The sequence below is a fragment of the Paenibacillus sp. FSL F4-0236 genome (genome assembly GCF_038000135.1).
In the GTDB taxonomy this organism is placed as follows: domain Bacteria; phylum Bacillota; class Bacilli; order Paenibacillales; family Paenibacillaceae; genus Paenibacillus_AQ.
The window spans coordinates 3,304,425-3,321,664 of record NZ_JBBOBK010000001.1; the positions used below are offsets into that span (position 1 = coordinate 3,304,425).

Sequence of the window (17,240 nt, forward strand, 5' to 3'; positions counted from 1 at the left end):
TTTCTAAATGGCTACACTACCTGTGAATGCAACCTCAGCAGGACCTGTCATATACACATGGTTATCCTCTTCATTCCATTCAATGAACAGATCGCCACCCTTTAGACTAATCCAAGCTGCTCGGTCCGTCAGACCATTTAGCACAGAAGATACTAAAGTTGCGCAAGCTCCAGTCCCACAAGCAAGTGTTGGTCCAGCTCCGCGTTCCCATACCCGCATATCTACTCTGCCTCGATCCAGAACCGTCGCGAACTCGACGTTTACCTTTCTCGGGAACAATGGATGTACCTCTAGCTTAGGTCCCCATGTCGCAAGATCGAAAGATACGGCATCTTCTACATAAATAACGCAATGAGGATTACCCATAGATACTGCAGTAAACTTAAATTCGGTTCCATCCGATTCAATCCGCTCTGAGAGCACGGGTTCTGCATCAATAGCTACCGGAATTTGAAGACCGGACAATACAGGTTCACCCATATCAACCGTTACAGTTTCCACTACACCGTCTTTTACATTCAAGGTAACCTTTTGTTCTCCGGCACCAATCGTTTCAATAACAATCTGCTCGGAGTTTACCAGGCCATGGTCGTAGACATATTTGGATACACAGCGAATGGCATTTCCGCACTGCTCTGCTTCCGAGCCATCAGAGTTCATAATGCGCATCATGTAATCGCCGCGTTCAGACGGAAGGATGTATACAAGTCCGTCCGCTCCAATTCCGAAGAATCGATTGCATAACGTTACAGCAAGATCTGCTGCATTGCTTGGTAGCTCTTGCTCGCCGAAAACTACGATGAAGTCATTGCCTAGGCCGTGCATTTTTGTGAATTCCATTGAAAGTCCACTCCTAAAGGTTATGTTAAGTTAGATACGAGCTATTAACTGCAACAAGTATACCTTTAGGAATGGAGCGTTACTATTAACTTTATGCCGAAATTTTTGTACTTTTTATCATCGAATTACTGCCGCTACGACCACGATTACGTTTACCGCCCCAAACACTGCCAGCCCCCATCAAGAAGGTCGGAATCCCCGCTGTTACAAATACTAGACACCATTCACGGAAATTAAGCGGCACTGTTTTAAAGACGGGTTGGAGAAATGGAATATACATAACAGCTAGCATCAAAATCACGGATGACAATACAGCAAGAACTAGGTACTTATTCTGGAACGGATTTCGATGGAACACCGAACGAGAACTGCGGCAATCAAAGACATGAATCAACTGAGCCATAACGAGTGTTGCAAAAGCTACAGATTGTGCTCGAATCAGCTGCGCTGGATTCTCTGGTGCTACACGTAAGGTTAGCCAAAATGCTCCTAACGTACATAAACCGATTAAAAATCCACGGCTTATGATCTTCCACCCTAAACGACGGGCAAAAATATTTTCCTTTGCACCACGTGGCTTATGCTCCATTAAGTCCTTCTCAGGCTGGTCAACACCAAGCGCCATCGCTGGCAGTCCGTCTGTCACCAAGTTGACCCATAAAATTTGAATAGGCACTAATGGCAGAGGCAGACCGAGCATCATGGCAAAGAACATGGTCAAGATTTCCCCTACATTTGATGCAAGTAGGTATCGAATGAATTTACGAATGTTCTCATAGATGTTTCTACCCTCTTCAATGGCCGCAACAATGGTTGAGAAGTTGTCATCCCCTAACACTAATGAAGATGCTTCCTTGGTCACATCTGTTCCGGTGATCCCCATAGATATTCCTATATCTGCCGCTTTAATGGCTGGAGCATCATTGACTCCGTCTCCGGTCATAGCCACAACATGACCACGGCGCTGCAAAGACTTCACAATACGAAGCTTATGCTCTGGAGATACGCGGGCGAATACGTACACATTATCCGATACTTTATCCAGCTCATCATCATCCATCCGAGTCAGTTGAGCCCCTGTTAATACTGTGCCCCCACGTTGCAGAATTCCTAATTGGTGAGCAATGGCCTCTGCAGTCGTTCCATGGTCCCCAGTAATCATCACAGTCTTAATTCCTGCTCGGCGTGTGACGCTAATGGCATCGCGAACTTCACGCCGTGGCGGATCAATCATTCCAGCCAATCCGATAAAGACAAGTTGGCACTCCGCATCCTTTTCACTATCCACATGTTCACTTGGACGCATATCACGATAAGCCATACCTAGGACACGAAGTGCACCTGAAGCCATTTGCTCATTGGCATCAAGTACTTTCTGCCGCAATGTTGGCGTTAAAGGCACGACACCGCCTTCCCAAAGCATATACGAACAGCGATTAAGCAGCACATCAGGCGCGCCTTTCGTACATACCATCCGTCCTCCGGGATGACCAATAATAACTGACATTAACTTCCGCTCGGAATCAAAAGGAAATTCCTTCTCACGGGAGTAGGTTACGGCTAGCGTCTGGGCAGTCAAACCCATCTTCCCTGAAAGCGCTACTAGAGCTCCTTCCGTTGGATCTCCTTTGAGTTCCCAAATCGATGAGCTGTCAGAAGATTTATCAACTACAATGTCCTTATCCTTCCCTTTACGCTTACCTCGCACTTCGGTCGGAAAGGTCTCAATAATCTCCGCATTACTGCACAAAGCACCCACCTGTAGCATCCGTCTTAAACTTTGATCATTTTTGAGATCAACCGGTTTACCTTTCTCCAGAACCTGTCCGCTCGGAGCATAACCTTCACCTGTTACTTCAAGGCCACGTCCGCCCGTCCATAATCGGGTCACCGTCATTTTATTCTGAGTCAATGTACCCGTCTTGTCCGAACAGATGACGGATGCGCAGCCCAAGGTTTCCACTGAAGGTAATTTACGAACGATGGCCTTTCGTTTGATCATCCTCTGCACGCCCAGCGCAAGTGCGATGGTTACAATGGCCGGAAGCCCTTCCGGAATCGCAGCGACCGCCAAGCTTACCCCGGCCAAGAACATTGCTGTGGCAGGCTGTCCATGTAAAATACCGGCTGCTACAACTACAATAGTTAAACCTAGTGATACATAGATTAAAATTTTCCCTAACTGCTCGAGACGATGCTGAAGGGGAGTTTCCTGAGATTCTGTATTCTGGATCAGGTCTGCAATCTTACCCATCTCTGTGTCCATACCCGTACGAATTACGATAGCTTTACCAGTACCCCTGGTTACCATTGTGCCCATGAACCCAAGATTCTTCTGATCGCCGAGCGGAATCTCCTCCGCGCGGATCACATCCGAATGCTTCGAGACAGGCAGCGATTCCCCAGTTAGCGCAGATTCCTCCACATATAGAGAACTGCAATCCAGCCATCGTATATCCGCGGGTATTCGATCACCACTCTCCAGCAAGACAATATCACCTGGTACTAACATCTTTGCTGGAATGACCTCACTGTTCCCCCCACGCAGTACTTTGGCAGAAGGTGCGGAGAGCTGTTTTAAAGCTCTTAGCGAACGTTCGGCGCGGAACTCTTGAACAAACCCAAGGGCTCCGTTTAAAAGGATAATCGCGATGATCGTGATGGCATCCAAATATTCGCCAAGCAAACCGGATACGAGCGTCGCACCCATAAGCACAAGCACCATGAAATCCTTAAACTGGTTCAACAGCAGGGTAAACGGGGATACGGTCTTTCCTTCGGACAGCTCGTTATACCCATTTTGCTTCCGTCGCTCCGCGGCATCCTCTCCACTGAGGCCCGTCCTCGGATGGACATTGAACATTTTCTGCAGCTCTTCTGCACCGAGCCGGTGCCAACTGTTTTGTTCCATGACTTTTCTTTCCCTCCCGGTCGTTTCTTGACTTCCGGCGGCGCACAGCTTTTCCACCTGTTCATGACCAAGTGTATTCAAGGTCGTCCAATAATATCACCGCCTAACCAATTCCCCTTTTGCGCGAATGTCCCAAAGTATGGCATCATAGAGAGGTAAGCTTAAACGTCTTCGGTGTTCTTATAAGGACGGTAAGCGTTTAAACAAGAAATATAAGATATAAAGTATGATGTGAAACTTATACTTTCTTATATTTTCAGAAATTCATTTCACGTCGACAGGAGAGCTTTATCATGGCATTAGACGGCATTGTTACCCGAGCTATCGTGCACGAACTGCAATCATTCATAGGTGCACGTATAGGCAAAATATATCAACCGAGCAATCACGATCTTATCTTCAACCTGCGGGGTGCCGGTGGCGGCGGCAAGCTATTGCTCTCTGCTAATCCGACATATCCGCGTCTGCACCTTACAGAAAGAAGCAGCATAAACCCCTCAGAAGCACCTATGTTCTGCATGCTCATGCGTAAGCATTGTGAAGGTGGGGCTATTGAGAGCATCACTCAGGTAGGCATGGAACGAATTATTCACATAAATGTTAAGACTAGAGATGAGCTTGGAGACGTCTCTGCCAAAAAGATCATCATAGAGCTCATGGGACGGCATAGTAATATCATCCTTACTGAGCTCAGCACAGGAACGATCATAGACGGTATTCATCATGTTACTCCATCAATCAGCAGCTACCGGATCGTAATGCCTGGTGTCGCTTACACAGAGCCTCCTCAGCAACACAAGCTGAACCCTCTGGAGATCGATAAAGAACGATTTCTCAATTTGATCTCAGCTGCTGAAGAATCCGCTCTACTGGAAGAAGATGAGAAGGAGGCCGAACCGGAAGAAATCATTGAAGGTGAGCTCGCCAACCTGATTACAAAAGAAGAGGTTGAGCAGAAACCTGACGGCTCAGGCGGTCCTTCCCCATCTGCTGACCCGGTAGGCTGGATGGTGCATGCCTTCAGCGGAATGAGTCCACTTGTTGCCGGAGAGATTGCTCTTCGTCTCAGAAATGACCTTGCGATAGGTGATACACAGGGATCTGCACCAGAATTCCCAACAAAGTTATGGGACGCCTTCCAGTCTGTAATGGGACCTGTCCATAATTGCGAATTCTCTCCTGTTTCAGGTGCGAATGCGAAAGGGAAAATGATTTTTTCCGCGATTCCGTTATCTCTACTGGGTGAGGATGCGAAGCAATATAACACGATTAGTGAGTGCATGGAGGATTATTACGGGGATAAAGCTGAACGTGATACGGTGAAGCAACGGGTAAGTGATTTGATCCGTTTCCTGAGCAACGAACGTAGCAAAAACGTTAAGAAGCTTGCCAATCTACAGAAGGATCTAGACGAAGCGCAAGACGCAGATCGCTATCGTATTTGGGGTGAATTGCTATTCGCGTCCTTACATGCCGTGTCCAAAGGAGATAAAGAAGCCTCTTTGGTCAATTATTATGACGAAAATCAGGCAGAAATGGTCATCCCACTCGACCCTTTATTAAGCCCATCGGATAATGCACAACGTTATTTTAAAAAGTACAACAAATATAAAAACAGCCTCCTTGTCATTAATGAGCAGCTGATTAAGACCCATGAGGAAATATCCTACATGGAAAGTTTACTTCAACAGCTTGCCCATGCCTCATTGAATGACATTGAAGAGATCCGCGACGAGCTTGTAAGTCAAGGATATCTTCGCGACCGAAGCAAAAAAGGCAAGAAAAAGAAAAAAGCAACCAGACCCACATTGCAGGTCTTCACCTCGTCTGAAGGCATCGACATTTATGTCGGAAAAAATAATTTACAGAACGAATACGTCACTAATCGACTGGCTTCACCTAATGATACTTGGCTGCATACCAAGGATATTCCTGGTTCTCACGTTGTCATCCGTAGTGAGGAATTTGGAGATGCCACACTGGAAGAAGCCGCCCAGCTTGCCGCTTATTTCAGTCAGGCGAAGCAGTCAAGCAGTGTGCCTGTAGACTGCACACTAATCCGCCATGTCCGCAAACCGAGTGGCTCGAAACCCGGATTTGTGATCTATGATCATCAGAAAACATTGTTTGTCACTCCAGATGAAAATCGCATTAAGAGTCTTCCAAATACGCTGAGAAGCTAAATAACAAAAAGAACCAGCTGTCGTCCATTTGTGGATGACAGCCGGTTTTCGTTTTTCAGTATATTATGTGCAACTGATTGAACTTAGTTTTGACGTAACATGCCAGCAACCTTCTTCAACTGTTCCAGCGCTTCAACAGAAACCGTAACACTACCGATATCTCCATGGAATACAACACCTTGGCGGGCACCATGAAAATCCGAGCCACCGGTTATAATTAAGCTGTATTCTTCAGCCATGGTTTGGTAACGCTCTGAATCAGCGGGTTCGTGATCCGAATGATAAACCTCAATCCCTTTAAAAGCCCCCCGCTCCATAATCCCTCGTACTAACTGGTCGTCACCATATAGGCCTGGATGCGCCAATACTGGGGACCCACCCGCCTCGATAATCCAATCACAGGCTTCCTCGGGCGTGATTCGTGGGGGTGACACGTAAGCCGCTGCACCTTCGGCTAAATACTTATTGAACGCATCTCTCATATCCGTAGCTGCTCCAAGACGAACCAGCTCATCAGCAATATGTGGTCGACCAATACTCTCATCAGGCTTCAGTTCCCGTCCAATTCCCGCGACAACTGTCTCAAGCGTAATTTCAATCCCAAGCCCGCGTAATTTTGAGAGAATCGCCTCATTCCTTAGTGCCCGGGTTTCTCTTAGCCCTTCCAAACGGGAAAGAAACAACTCATTTGCTGGATCTACGTAGTATCCAAGGACGTGAATATCTTTTCCTCCAGCACGAGTGCTGATCTCTACACCCGGTACAACAGTGATTCCGTACTTCTCTCCTGCTTCGAGAGCTTCCTTCACACCAGCCACAGTATCATGATCCGTAATGGCAACTGCGATTAGTCCCTTCTCTTTAGCGAGACGTACATTTTCCTCCGGTGGCTGCATGCCATCAGAGGCTTGAGTATGCGTGTGAAGATCGCATCGTGAGGCGTCAATATTCTCCGGTCTGTCGCCCTTCAGTTCATCCAGTCTAGTTTCATTCTCCATTTCTATCACCTCTACTACTAGTTTCTAAGTTTCCTGCCTCTGGTCATATTACTTTAGTTATCATTCGAATGCTCACGTAAAAAAGTCAAGAACGTCACTGCAGAAATTGGCAGTAATGTCGATTTTAGATGAATGGCGTAGAATTGTCTTTTAAATGAGGCATCCGAGATATTCACGATTTTCAGTAGTCCAAGCGCAACCTCATGTTTAACAGAAGAAGTTGAGATAATAGTAACCCCAAGTCCCGCCTCCACTGCCGACTTCACAGCACCCGTACTACCAAGCTCCATCACTATTTTCATCGATCCCGGATCAAGCCCTTTCGAGAAGAGCTGCTCTTCCATCACACGCCGCGTTCCTGAGCCCTGCTCACGCAGGACAAAAGGGTGCTGAAGCACCTCCTCCAAAGTGACCTCTTGCTGCTCTGCAAGCGGATGATCATGGGGCACAATCAACTTCAATTCATCCCCCATCACCGGCTCAATCTCCATATCAGGATGTGTTACCGACGCTTCAATTAAACCAAAATTCAACTGATGTTTTAGGATTTCCTCCATAATTTGCGAGGTATTCATGACCTTCATCATGATTGAAATGTTCGGATATTGCTTTCCAAAAGGACCTAAGAGCCGTGGCAGCACATACTCCCCAATGGTAAGGCTTGCCCCAAGCTGCAAGCGCCCTTCCAACATATGCGTAAACGCCGACATCGCTTGATCCGTCTCCCGCATCAATTGGATACTGCGCAGCGCGTATGGCATTAACGTATGACCTGCTTCGGTGAGCATGATTTTTTTGGTAGAACGATTGAAGAGCTTGGTTCCAAAATAATCCTCTAGCGCCTGTACTTGCATGGTCACTGCTGGTTGAGTCATATGTAATGTCTGTGCCGCTGCCGAGAAGCTTCCTCGCTCTAAGACAGTATAAAAAATATGTAATTGATGAAAGTTCATGCTCTGCAACTCCTTGTGCTATCTATAAAAGAAACTTAAGTAAGGGATTATGTACGATATGAAGCTTATATATTCTTATTTTCAAAAAGGACATGCAGCCACCGCCGCATGCCTCCTGTTCGTTCTTTATACACTATTTACGTTTACGCTTCTTCTTCGTTAGCTTAGTGCGGCGGGAATTGCGCAGCAGCGAAAAGTAAGTTTTTAAATCTCTCAACTGTGGAGTCGCAGAGATTCTACCAAGAAACGAAACGATGATCATAGAATATAATGGCTGACCTGAAATATCTTTTTCACCTATCAATTCCGTGAACTCAGCGATTACTACAGAGTCATCGTCAATTAAATACGCGTTAAAATCACTGTCTGAAAAGGGCTTGAGCCGATTCTGCATCAGGCACTGCCACATCCATGCGGCGACCTCTTCGTCATCGCTTACACCTTTACTGATCCGGTCCAAATAACGACTCTTCGCATGATTTGTTATAACGATGTCAGCGACCCTGTAGTCGTTCAGCATGATGTGGAAGGGCTCGTAAGAACTGGGCCAATCCGTCCCTTTGTTGCGCATCATCATCACACTCCACCATAAGGGTCTTTGTATGTACTTAATGTTGTCATCTTACCTCATTGCTGAAAGTTGTACAAGTTCCAGAGCACGGAAGAAACCGCGGTTACCCGAGATCTGCGCATAAAAAAACAGGTGCTACTTAAGCACCTGTTCATCTCCAAGAATTACATACCGTAGTTACGGGACTTGTCCGGCCCATTACTGGTATACTCTGTCTTAATTTCGTTTCGATAGGATCTTTCGATCTTACGAACGTAGGAGAGTCTGCGGACATTCTTCATAACTTCCTCGGCACGTTCTGCATTTACATACATCACTGCATAATGCATTTTCCGAGAAACATAATGTAATGTTCCGTATTTCTCAAGGTTACGTGCCGCTTTAACGTCACTTACCCAAATGATGTATCCTGTCCGTTCCGCAAACATAAGCTAAACCGCCTTTCTCTCTCTAAATCCTAAGGGAAGCTTATCCGCAGGAGCATTTTCCCCCGCTACCGCATCCACCTTTAGGGGAAGGATCATTGCTTGGTACTTTAATGCTATCCGATACTGAAAAAGCAATCGCTTCCGACATGGAATGCAGAATGTCATCAAGAGTCTTCTCCGCCTGCTTAAAACGAGCGACCTCTTCAAACTTCTCCAATTCCGCTTCTACTGCCGAAACCTCATCCTTCGCTGAATGATAGTTCGGATGAAAATGTCCGAATCGCTGTGTTTCTTCAAACAACTCCTTCTTGGCTTGAAGCTGTTTGACCATGGCCTGAATTTCTGGGTTCGAATCAACCCGTCCTTTCCAGTATAAGTAATCCGACACTTCGGCGGATTGATTAATCATATCGCCTAATTCATAGGCGTATGTCAGCACTTCAGCCATATCGACCGTATTTAATTCCGCTACGCTCATGAACTCAGCTCTTTTCTACGTTAATGTTCTACCGAATTCAGTAGACTTTTCTATCATACCATAATCACTCGCTTCAGCAGAAGAGGAATTTCTTCGCCTTTTGGGAATTACTAACTTCATTTCCTTCCAGTCTTCAGGGGTCAGCTCTATTTCCTCAACCGTTTCACCATCGTTATACAGCAGATGTCCCGCCACTTTCCAAGGATTACCTTTTATTCTGGAGGGGATGAAATCTAACATTTGGTCCTTTAAGGAAAACCGCACCTTAATTCCCCATTTCAACCCTTGTTCCATTACTTTCTGAGCGGTTGAGCTATGATAATGGCGCCATTCCTTGCTCCAGATCTGTGGCACATTTTCTCCACCTAATAAGATATCCTCCTCCTGCTCAGGAGAAATAACTGGTAGGTTTAAAAAGGGATTCCCTCTGTCGAGTAGCCTTAGTTCAGCATTTAGTTCTGGAAGTGAATACAACGCTTGCCCGGTTTCGGCTTCTTGATGAAATGAAGTCCATTCAGCATCCACCTCTTCCTCATGTCCTCCAATCATCCTAGAAGGGGCCAATCCTGCTAAGAACAGCTCTTTACGCATCTGCTCCACAGACTCCGGAGATACAAGGAAATGAAGCGGTCCGATACGTTTAAGGCTCTCTTGCAGTCGCGGATGGGCTGCAATAGCCGCTCCGTCCTCCTCCGTCTGACAAGTCAACAGAATCACTTCAGAGAGTGATGTTCGGCCAATGCTCTTTCCCCATTGCTCTAAAGACAGCTCTACCACAGATGGCAGACCACCCAGTGCATGATCTTTAATCCAAGCTATCGCTTCTTCTGGAGGCATCCCTCGCTCTGATGCATGCACTAGCATCTCACGAGTCAGTCGGAAGCTCCACATCGTATCTGTTTGCAGAAGTTCAGCGCATTCAGCTAAAATCCAGCGCACAGTATAGAGAACATCCGGTGGAATCAGGACTTCAAAATCGGGCTGCACAATAAACTGGTCATTCGAATGCTCTGACACAGAATCAGGGAAGGACTCACTACTGTACATTAGCTTCGGTTTTGCAGCAGTCCAGCGAAAACACTGGATACCCTCAGGCGTGCTCCCCAGTTCACACCATCCAAAGCCTGTTAGACAACGAAGCCAGTTCAAGCTTGATTGTTCCAGCTCTTTCCGGGAAACTGTTCCGGTTAAATTCATATCTGCCATCCAGTCCAGAAGCTCAGGCAACGCTGTCCATTTTTCTGATACAAAAGCATTGCTGGATATTAAATAGCGAAAATGCTGATCGGCAGGCCCAATGCTTCCAAAACGATGAATAACAATCCCATACAGGATGTCAGTCATTCTTGTCTCAGGAAGTTGCAACCAACTTCCAAGCATATCCTTGTCCAGTCTATAGCCTGTATTCAGTCTGGTAATAAGCCCAAGACACAACATGATATCTACTACAAGAGCCGCTGACAGAGCATCCATTTCATTCGAAGGAGTGCCCATAGAGAGCCCCGCTAAATGCTTTTCCTGAAAAGAAAGCTGAGCCGCTAAACGATTTAAATTCTTTTTATGAATAATTCCCTTAGCGGTCAAAGGCAAGCCTTCACGAGCCATGAACAGCAAGGCCCGAAACAGATCTACTGCCAGTCCAGCACCCGCCTCCATGGATAGATTCACTGAATAACCCTCAATAAACTTAGGCTGGTATGGGAAGAATTCTTGTTCTAGCACTAATAATTGTTCCACAGGAATCTGATACAGCTTCTCCCCCAATATTTTATGCCTCGCAGTTAACAACCCCGCGCGCCGCAGTTCATTCATTGCAAGCTTTTGCTCTGCCCGGCAGAGCGTCGTAGGACGCCAACGCTCTTCTTTTCCCTCGTCAAAGGGTTGGGCCGCGTAAGCAGCACATAGTCGCTTTAAGACCTCTAGGGCTTCCGCTGATAGCTGGTTCAATGGATCGTTCGCTCCTTTCCGTTCGGCACCATTTTAACGACATATTCATACCCCTGTTCTGTTAAAAACATCCGGCGGCGCATAGCGAATTCCTGCTCTCGGCTATCTTCAGATACCAGCGAATAGAAGTACGCTTTGTTCTCACCCGCCTTCGGACGCAAGATTCGACCCAAGCGCTGGGCCTCCTCCTGCCTGGATCCAAAAGCTCCTGAAACCTCAATAGCAATCGACGCATCTGGCAAATTCACCGCAAAATTCGCTACTTTAGAGACAACAAGCACCTGTATTATTCCCTCGTTAAAAGCTGCATACAACTCATCTCTTTCTCGCTGCTTCGTTTTACCCGTAATCAGAGGTGCACCGATCTTATCCGCCAGTTCAATTAATTGATCGAGATACTGTCCAATAACCAGAACCGATGATCCCTGATGGGCTTTTAGAAGCTCGACTATAACCTCAGCTTTTGCAGGATTGCATGAGGCCATACGAAATTTCTCTTTCGCTTCCGCATACAAATACTTCTGTCTCAGCTCAGAGCTCATCGGTACGATCATCTCGACACATTCTACCTCTGCAATCCAGCCCTGCTGCTCCAGCTCCTTCCAAGGCATGTCATAACGTTTAGGCCCGATCAATGAGAATACGTCCCCTTCCTTCCCGTCTTCTCTAACCAGAGTTGCAGTGAGACCTAGTCTTCTAGTAGCCTGAATATCTGCTGTAGCCCGGAATACTGGAGCTGGAAGCAGATGAACCTCATCATAAATAATCAAACCCCAGTTGCGTTCATTGAACAGCTTCATATGGAGAAAAGGACCGCCTTTGGATTGACGGTGCGTTAATATCTGATAGGTAGCTATAGTAACAGGCCGCACTTCTCTTTTTTCACCGGAGTATTCGCCAATAGACTCATCAGCCAAATCGGTTCGCTCAAGCAGCTCATCTACCCATTGTCTTACCGAAGTTGTATTTGAAGTTAAGATCAGTGTTTCGCATTGTAGACTTTCAAGAACGGCCAGTCCCACTACCGTCTTACCCGCTCCACAAGGCAACACAACTACCCCGCTGCCTCCCTGCCCTTCTATGCCTTGAAACATCTGGACAGCCTCCTGCTGATATTCACGCAGTCCAAAAGCTTCACCTTTCGCTCCATCCTTTGCGTGATTGTGAGACTCCTTCCAGGTCAAACTTAGAGCTTGTCCGACATGATAACCAGCATAATCCAGCACAGGGTAGCCTAGTCTCATCAGCTCTTGCTTTAAAAGCCCTCTGTTCTCCGCACGGCATGAGCTTTCTAGTGGATTTATTCTCTGCAAACCTAACTCCTTTAGACCTGATTCATTAACTAGTCCATTCAGAATCTCAGCTGTCTCAGCCCTAAGCGTAATGATCTCATTCGAAGTCTCCTGACCGTGAAGGGTGAGCTTTCCATACCTAGAGAGAAGAGTTGCGATCTCATCCTCCAGCCCGGCAGGAACACCCCAGCGCGCGAGTTGATGCAGACTCGAAATAATCGTTTCAGCTGTATAATTAAGCGCTGCAGCATTCCATAATGATAATGGAGTGATTCTATAGGTGTGATAAGCCGGAGGACTCTTTACGAGCTCTGCAAAGGCTCCTAGTTCTTTCCTAGCCTTCTCAAAACCAGGATGTGCACATTCCAGTAGAATCGTCCGATCCCTTCGCACAATGCAAGCCCCTGTTTCATTCATAACGTTCCCTCCCCAATCATTAATTTTATTCAAGCCTGCGCTATGTAATCTGCTTACATTCATACAAGCAAAAACGCCCTCGGCGTCTCAAAAGGACGGTAAGCGTTTATGCGAGAAATATTAGGATAATGTATAGTGTGAAATCTATATTTTCTTAGATTTGAACAGGAAAAAGCTCATCCCCGCATAACGGTCATGAGCTTCCCTATCAAACTATTTAATGTAAATGCTGCTGCGAAATATCATGAAGCGCTTCTCCAGCCTCGTCCGCAAAAATGTTGCGCACAGCCAAGTCACCGATGGACACTACACCTATCAGCTTCTGGCCACTAGTCACAGCCAATCTGCGAATTTGCCAGCTCGACATCAGTTCTGCAGCCTCATCTACAGATGTATTCTCTGAGACGGTCTGAATTTCTCTACTCATTACCTTTTCCACAGCTGTTGATCCAGGGTGTTTAGCCGCGTAACCTCTAATCACTAGATCACGATCTGTAATTACACCGAGTAATGTCTTATCGTCTTCATTATCAATGACTGGTATAAATCCAGTGTCATGCTCTCTCATTTTAACAGCGACTTCATACACATTATCCAGTAGTGTGACTGTTACAGGCTCCTTCGTCATAACCTCTTTCACTGTCTTCAAGAACGAACCCTCCTAAACGTAATCTCCATGTTATGGAATAGGTTCTCCTCTAAGAAACGAAATTATACGATTGTCTTCTCTTGCAAACAGGAATTCGCCATAGCGATCAATAATTTCATCCCATGCAACATAGCATCCTCGTCAAAATCAAATTTGCTATGATGATGCGGGTAAGCTGCATCTTTATCTGGATTTCCAGCCCCTACGAACATAAAGCAGCCAGGAATTTCTTTTACATAGTAGGCAAAATCCTCAGCTGGCATCAGCTTTTCCATCCGAATCACTTGAACAGCTTCTCCTAGTGCTCCTGGTGCCACCTCGGAAAAACGCTGGTATTCGCCCTCGTGATTTACGAGTGGCGGATATCCCATCACATAGTCTATCTTAGCTTCTGCACCGTATGCGCCAGCTATTGAAACTGTCATTTCTTCGATTCTGCTGCGGATCAGATAACGGGTCTCCTCGTCGAACGCCCGTACGGTTCCTGTAATGCGACAATGCTCAGCAATGACATTCTGGGCGAATCCCCCTTGAATGGTTCCTACACTAAGAACAGCGGGCTCCAGCGGGTTCACAGAGCGGCTTACGATGCTCTGAAGCTGAGTCACAAGCGCCGCCCCGGCCACAATACTGTCTATCGTGCGATTCGGCATACCGCCATGTCCGCCCCGGCCGATGATATCAATGAAAAATTCATCAGCAGATGCCATAAGAGGTCCTGGCGCACTGCCCACGGTCCCCATTGGAAGCGGAGTCCACAAATGCAAACCATACACCGCATCCGCGCCTTCCAGCATGCCTTCGGCAATCATCCCCTGTGCACCACCCGGGCATACCTCCTCCGCTGGCTGAAAAAGAAAACGCAGCTCCCCTTCTAACTCTTCAAGGCGGCTGCTATAGTAAGAGGCTACACCCAGCAGTATTGAAGTGTGTCCATCATGCCCACAGGCATGCATAACCCCTTCATTTTGCGAAACGTAGTCATTCTTATTCTCTTCTTTAATAGGTAGTGCATCCATATCCGCGCGAAGGACTACCGTTTTCCCCGGCCGATGTCCTCGCAATATACCCGTTACACCATACCCAGACGTGCTTCTCCTAACTTCAATGCCGAATTCTGCTAACTTGTCTGCTATAAATGCTGACGTTTCCTTTTCATGAAAAGACAACTCCGGATGACGGTGTAAATGGCGTCTCCATTCCACGATCTCCGGCATGAGAGAATCAACCGCTAAGCTCTTCATACGTTCTCCATCCCCTTCTTCATAAACCCGCATCAATAGCATGCGACAGCAGTCCTGTACACTTTGTTCCAGCCGTATACGGCTATAATTCTTTTATTGTAGCAGAAACGCAAAAAACTGGGTATCGTTAGGAGGTGCCTACTCTTGCACAACGTTTAGAAACATACTATCATGAGGTAGAACATCAGCAAACGGATCATGAATTCATCATTATACTTCATAAGGGGGATATGCGTGCTATGATTTTTGAGAACACGGGCCTCGTAGGATTGAAGAGTGATCTTCTCTATCTGGACGAGAGTGCGACAAAGGCTGGCTTCATTCGCTGGCAATGGGAATACTATCGTGCCACTTACGACTGCAAAATTGAAGACCCACAGGATGGTGGCGAATACTTTCTACGCATCAACACTCGCGCTGTCGAGGGGAAGCTGGAGAAAGCTGATGCCGTACTTGCAATTGAAGCCGTATACTTAGGGAAAGCAACATTCCCCCATGGCCTGGAGTATGACTCCCCGGTGCCTAAACCAGTATTGGACACTGCTGCTACTCGGATTCTCGAATTAAAGCAGCTGTTGGAGGCTTGAGTAACAGAAAGGGAAAGACGAAACAAAATGTCAGCCTGCCCAAAAGAGGAACACCCGATTTCCAACTACTCATCTTAACACTACTACTTGTGGGTTTCGGTCTAGTCATGGTCTTCAGTGCTAGCTCCAGTTTGACCTTAGCAAGCTCGAAGTTCGGTAATGACCCTCTATATTTCATGAAACGCCAAATGATTTGGATCGTACTTGGAATCGTTGTTATGTTTATAGCCATGAATATTCACTACAGCAAATTCAAAAAGTGGTATGTCCCTATCTTCATCATCACCGTTATTCTCCTGCTAATTGTAGCCTTCTCCGAAAGAATCAATGGCGCCAAGAGCTGGTTAAGTATCGGGAAGCTAGGGATTCAACCTACCGAGCTGGCCAAAATATCAATTATCCTGTATCTCTCTGCACTGATTACCAAAAAAGGTGAACGGTTTAGAGATTTCCGTACAGGATATATCCCTGTAATGGTCATTGTGGGTATAGTTGCCGGACTTATTATGATGCAGCCAGATTTGGGCTCATGCCTTATTCTCGTGGCTACCAGTGGACTTGTCATTTATGCAGGCGGTGCCAGCATGAAGCATATCCTTGGCTCTATTGCACTCTTGGTGCTAGGCGTAGGAATTGTTATGGGGGCTAAAGCAGCGATTGATTCTCTTTCCCCCGCAACCGACAAAGTAGCCGCCAATCAGGACTATAGAAAAGGCCGTATTCAAGCTTTCATAGATCCCTATCAGGATGCTGAAGGCGAAGGATATAATATTATTCAGTCTTTGACCGCTCTCGGACAAGGTGGAGTCAGTGGCTCTGGCTTTGGCAAAAGCATTCAAAAGCTGGATTATCTTAAATACCCGTATACGGACTTTATTTTCCCCGTCATTGGTGAAGAATTCGGCTTTGTAGGAACGGCATTATTTCTGATGTTATATCTGTATTTTATCTGGCGAGGTATTTTAATCGCATTAAGGTGTAAGGATCCCTTTGGCACACTAGTTGGCATTGGTATTATGGGCCTCATTGCCATTCAGGCCTTTGTCAATATTGGTGGCGTAACGAAGACGATTCCGCTTACTGGTGTAACCTTGCCATTTATCAGCTACGGCGGTTCTTCACTTCTTGTGAGTATGCTGTCCATGGGAATTATGCTGAGCATTTCAAGAGAAACTAATCTTCCAGCTAAAGAGGAAGTCACGAAATCTGTAACTACGGTTAGACAAGTTCGTTCCCGGTAAGATTCATAAATCCGGATGTAATAGAATATATAAAAAAGCAGTCCAAGTTAAATATCTTGGACTGCTTTTTTGTGTACAAGCTCTTTTGCATTAAGCAATTTCATCGTTCTTGAAGGCTACGCCTTCAACTTTGACATTCACTTCAACAATATGAAGTCCAGTCATGCTCTCCACAGCTTCGCGTACGTTCTGTTGAAGCATCCGGCACACTTCATGTATCGGAGTTTCATAGAGAACTATAATACGCAGGTCTACTGCTGCTTCTAGCTGTCCCACTTCAACGGTAACGCCCTTTTGGACGTTCTTGCCACTAAGACGCTTTGCCCAGCCCTCTGATAGGCCACCTGACATGGCTGCAATACCTGGAGTCTCCAAGGCAGCCAATCCGGCAATTTTCGAGACGACGTCATTTGAAATTCGTATATTTCCCATTTCCAATTGAAGTTGTTCTGCCATGCCATATCCCCCCTTAACTCATTATCAATTATTGTAATTCCTAAA

The 17,240-nt window shown here is 46.3% G+C and carries 15 protein-coding genes; 3 read left to right on the plus strand and 12 right to left on the minus strand.

The window, feature by feature from the left end:
• Nucleotides 1–3: 3 nt before the first annotated feature.
• Complete coding sequence (dapF, locus tag NSQ29_RS15055) at nt 4–840, minus strand: diaminopimelate epimerase (RefSeq protein ID WP_149644183.1); 837 nt, start codon at nt 838–840, stop codon at nt 4–6.
• Between the two features lie 91 nt (nt 841–931).
• On the minus strand, nt 932–3,751 hold the full coding sequence (locus NSQ29_RS15060; protein ID WP_341125468.1) for a calcium-translocating P-type ATPase, SERCA-type: 2,820 nt from the start codon (nt 3,749–3,751) through the stop codon (nt 932–934).
• 293 nt (nt 3,752–4,044) lie between these two features.
• Between NSQ29_RS15060 and NSQ29_RS15065 the strand changes: the two genes are divergently transcribed.
• The gene (locus tag NSQ29_RS15065) at nt 4,045–5,934 is read left to right on the plus strand and encodes an Rqc2 family fibronectin-binding protein (RefSeq protein ID WP_341125469.1); all 1,890 of its coding nucleotides are present in this window, start codon (nt 4,045–4,047) and stop codon (nt 5,932–5,934) included.
• A gap of 83 nt (nt 5,935–6,017) precedes the next feature.
• On the opposite strand, the gene NSQ29_RS15070 is transcribed toward NSQ29_RS15065, so the two are convergent.
• The 9 genes from NSQ29_RS15070 to NSQ29_RS15110 all read right to left on the minus strand — a co-directional run bounded on the left by NSQ29_RS15070 (nt 6,018) and on the right by NSQ29_RS15110 (nt 14,911).
• The gene (locus tag NSQ29_RS15070; RefSeq protein ID WP_339802961.1) at nt 6,018–6,932 is read right to left on the minus strand and encodes a PHP domain-containing protein; all 915 of its coding nucleotides are present in this window, start codon (nt 6,930–6,932) and stop codon (nt 6,018–6,020) included.
• A gap of 53 nt (nt 6,933–6,985) precedes the next feature.
• Nucleotides 6,986–7,885, minus strand: coding sequence for a selenium metabolism-associated LysR family transcriptional regulator (locus NSQ29_RS15075; protein ID WP_341125470.1), 900 nt, complete (start codon nt 7,883–7,885; stop codon nt 6,986–6,988).
• A 133-nt stretch (nt 7,886–8,018) separates the two neighbouring features.
• The gene (locus tag NSQ29_RS15080; RefSeq protein WP_042193736.1) at nt 8,019–8,456 is read right to left on the minus strand and encodes a hypothetical protein; all 438 of its coding nucleotides are present in this window, start codon (nt 8,454–8,456) and stop codon (nt 8,019–8,021) included.
• 164 nt (nt 8,457–8,620) lie between these two features.
• Nucleotides 8,621–8,884 carry a YlbG family protein gene (locus NSQ29_RS15085; protein WP_042126853.1) on the minus strand — a complete coding sequence of 88 codons (264 nt, stop codon included), beginning with the start codon at nt 8,882–8,884 and terminating at the stop codon, nt 8,621–8,623.
• 40 nt (nt 8,885–8,924) lie between these two features.
• Nucleotides 8,925–9,362, minus strand: a complete 438-nt coding sequence (locus tag NSQ29_RS15090) for a YlbF family regulator (protein WP_076282926.1) — start codon at nt 9,360–9,362, stop codon at nt 8,925–8,927.
• A 15-nt stretch (nt 9,363–9,377) separates the two neighbouring features.
• Entirely contained in the window at nt 9,378–11,309 is a 1,932-nt protein-coding gene (locus tag NSQ29_RS15095; RefSeq protein WP_341125471.1) for a helicase-associated domain-containing protein, read from the minus strand.
• Complete coding sequence (locus tag NSQ29_RS15100) at nt 11,306–13,018, minus strand: DNA repair helicase XPB (protein ID WP_339270624.1); 1,713 nt, start codon at nt 13,016–13,018, stop codon at nt 11,306–11,308. The genes NSQ29_RS15095 and NSQ29_RS15100 overlap by 4 nt, the downstream gene beginning before the upstream one ends.
• Before the next feature lie 217 nt (nt 13,019–13,235).
• The gene (locus tag NSQ29_RS15105; RefSeq protein WP_341125472.1) at nt 13,236–13,667 is read right to left on the minus strand and encodes a CBS domain-containing protein; all 432 of its coding nucleotides are present in this window, start codon (nt 13,665–13,667) and stop codon (nt 13,236–13,238) included.
• A 62-nt stretch (nt 13,668–13,729) separates the two neighbouring features.
• Entirely contained in the window at nt 13,730–14,911 is a 1,182-nt protein-coding gene (locus tag NSQ29_RS15110) for a M20 family metallopeptidase (RefSeq protein ID WP_042193734.1), read from the minus strand.
• Between the two features lie 239 nt (nt 14,912–15,150).
• Here NSQ29_RS15110 and NSQ29_RS15115 point away from each other — a divergent pair, with 239 nt between their 5' ends.
• Both NSQ29_RS15115 and ftsW read left to right on the plus strand, forming a co-directional pair.
• Nucleotides 15,151–15,498, plus strand: coding sequence for a YugN family protein (locus NSQ29_RS15115; RefSeq protein WP_042187352.1), 348 nt, complete (start codon nt 15,151–15,153; stop codon nt 15,496–15,498).
• Nucleotides 15,495–16,739 carry a putative lipid II flippase FtsW gene (gene ftsW / locus NSQ29_RS15120; RefSeq protein WP_042187350.1) on the plus strand — a complete coding sequence of 415 codons (1,245 nt, stop codon included), beginning with the start codon at nt 15,495–15,497 and terminating at the stop codon, nt 16,737–16,739. Before NSQ29_RS15115 ends, ftsW begins: the two co-directional genes overlap by 4 nt.
• 90 nt (nt 16,740–16,829) lie before the next feature.
• Here the strand turns inward: ftsW and NSQ29_RS15125 are convergent, their stop codons facing one another.
• Entirely contained in the window at nt 16,830–17,195 is a 366-nt protein-coding gene (locus NSQ29_RS15125; protein WP_042126837.1) for an Asp23/Gls24 family envelope stress response protein, read from the minus strand.
• Nucleotides 17,196–17,240: the final 45 nt, after the last annotated feature.